The following is a 1,934-nucleotide window of genomic DNA, read 5'->3' on the forward strand; positions in this document are numbered from 1 at the left end:
GCTCAACGCTGGTGGCATTGTTATGATTGCGGACGCGTCCCTCAAAGCACACGAATGCCCCGCAGCTGTCATCATCGAGGGTGTCTTTTAGACGCCTCTCATCAATGACGATGTCTAATAGGGCAAAACCATCCCGTTCAGCAACTGCATATGCTTCATCAACGCTACGCTTGATGGTCATGGCATGGCTATGGACGTTGTCTGTCATTTTCTCTCTCTATTGTTATTTCTGATACATATATACATGGCACTTTTCGCTAAACACTAACCACCCGCAACTGGGGTGATAAATACCACACTATCGCCATCAGAAATAGGATCTGTCCATTTAGCGAAGTAGTCATTCACCGCCACCCGTAGCTCTGACTGCGGACGGCTAAAACGGTGCTTTTGGCAAAGCTGTTCATACAGTTCTGTCAAGGAAGTATCCTGCTGTACCCTGACGTTCTCTTGTTGGCAATTGGCTTCATCCGCGAGGCTGGCGAAATATAAGACGTTAATGTGCATCGCAGCTTCGGTGTTTGTGTCGACAGCGCTGGTACTCATAGACCCTTCCTTCTGACAAGCTGGTCAGCTTGATATTCATCATGTGTTGAATCGATAAAACGACCATTTATGTGGTTATGCGTGTTTATAATCTGATTTACCACCTGTCTTTTTTACGAGGTGAATGTCATCAATGACGATGTCATGCGATAAGGCTTTGGTCATGTCATAGATGGTCAAGCAGGCAACGCTGACGGCGGTTAAGGCTTCCATCTCAACCCCTGTCTTGTGTGTGACTTTGACAACGGCACTGACGGTTATGCTGCTTAGGGCATCATTATAATCAAAGGTTAAGCCAATCTTATCTAATGGCAGGGGGTGGCAAAGTGGAATCAAGTCATGGGTGCGCTTGGCGGCCATGATGCCGGCGATGTGTGCGGTTTGAGTGATGCTGCCTTTTTTGGTCATGCCGTCAGCGGCTTTAATCTGCTGATATATCTCGCGAGGAAAGCGGACGTGCCCGACAGCAGTAGCCTCTCGCGTGGTGGCGCGCTTGCCACTGACGTCGACCATGCTGATGTCGCCTGTGCTGTCTAGGTGCGATAGGGATGGTTGATTGTTTTTTTGACTAGTGTTTTTTTGGCTATTCATACTCATCTATATTCTCTTAACAAATATTTTTATAAATCGTCTAAAGCCGCGCAAGCATGCGTAAACTCTGTCGGCGTATTAAAATTGGTTAAGTGCTGCCAATCCTTTAAAAATCGCACCGTTTGGACCACGGGTTTGATAAACGGCATGACTCTACGATGACCACTATCAATATACGCCTGTAAATCGGCTTCAATACTAACGCGATAAATGCCCAACAGTGGATATAAGTGATCCTCATCGGTTAAGCAAATCACTTGTTTGTCTGCAGCATGTACTATGAATGACTGCAACTTTTGCCACAAATCGGCCGCTGGTATTAAGCTATCACAGCTCATAACCAGCAGCCATGATGATTGTGACGACTTCTTATTTCCTAATGCCGCGGCGTTATTCAGCTTTACCAATCTTTGCAAAGCAGACTCAATCGCAACCAATGCCCCACCTGTGGCAATCTGTCCGTCGCTGTTGGTAGAACCGTAATCAGAAATGTAAGAAACTGGTGACTGCGGCTTGTGCAAGACGAGCGCTGAGCTGACGTTAAAGCCACGCTCATTGTCTGCAATCATAATGGGCACATTTAAATGCAATGAATGCCGCACATGATAGTCTAGTACCTGCTCACCTGTCGGCAGCGTGAGCCCAGCTTTGGGTGTCCCCATGCGCCTAGATGCGCCGCCCGCTAATATAACCACACCTGCCAAGCCATCTAGATGATTAGCCGCTTCAGTCATGACTAGGGTTGGTACGCAAAAAATGCGGTACAAAGTTACAAGGACGCGTACGGCTATCAAACT

General features: G+C 47.3%; 3 protein-coding genes and 1 pseudogene. All 4 read right to left on the reverse strand.

The annotated features are described in order from the left end of the window. Positions 1-208 (reverse strand): annotated as a pseudogene (locus tag JFC06_RS12135) (molybdenum cofactor biosynthesis protein MoaE); the annotation flags it as partial. A gap of 56 nt (positions 209-264) precedes the next feature. Then, positions 265-546: a MoaD/ThiS family protein gene (locus JFC06_RS12140; RefSeq protein WP_198335241.1), complete on the reverse strand. Its 282-nt coding sequence runs from the start codon at positions 544-546 to the stop codon at positions 265-267. Between the two features lie 75 nt (positions 547-621). Further along, complete coding sequence (gene moaC / locus JFC06_RS12145) at positions 622-1,143, reverse strand: cyclic pyranopterin monophosphate synthase MoaC (RefSeq protein WP_406947919.1); 522 nt, start codon at positions 1,141-1,143, stop codon at positions 622-624. A gap of 23 nt (positions 1,144-1,166) precedes the next feature. Then, positions 1,167-1,871, reverse strand: a complete 705-nt coding sequence (mobA, locus tag JFC06_RS12150) for a molybdenum cofactor guanylyltransferase (RefSeq protein WP_198335243.1) — start codon at positions 1,869-1,871, stop codon at positions 1,167-1,169. Between the last annotated feature and the right edge of the window lie 63 nt (positions 1,872-1,934).

Source organism: Psychrobacter namhaensis, from assembly GCF_016107545.1.
Lineage (GTDB): Bacteria > Pseudomonadota > Gammaproteobacteria > Pseudomonadales > Moraxellaceae > Psychrobacter > Psychrobacter namhaensis.

Excerpts from the sequence above, each read along its gene's own strand:
- JFC06_RS12140 (WP_198335241.1), bottom strand. The coding sequence starts at position 546 with ATGAGTACCAGCGCTGTCGACACAAACACCGAAGCTGCGATGCACATT.
- mobA (WP_198335243.1), bottom strand. The coding sequence starts at position 1,871 with ATGACTGAAGCGGCTAATCATCTAGATGGCTTGGCAGGTGTGGTTATA.
- moaC (WP_406947919.1), bottom strand. The coding sequence starts at position 1,143 with ATGAGTATGAATAGCCAAAAAAACACTAGTCAAAAAAACAATCAACCA.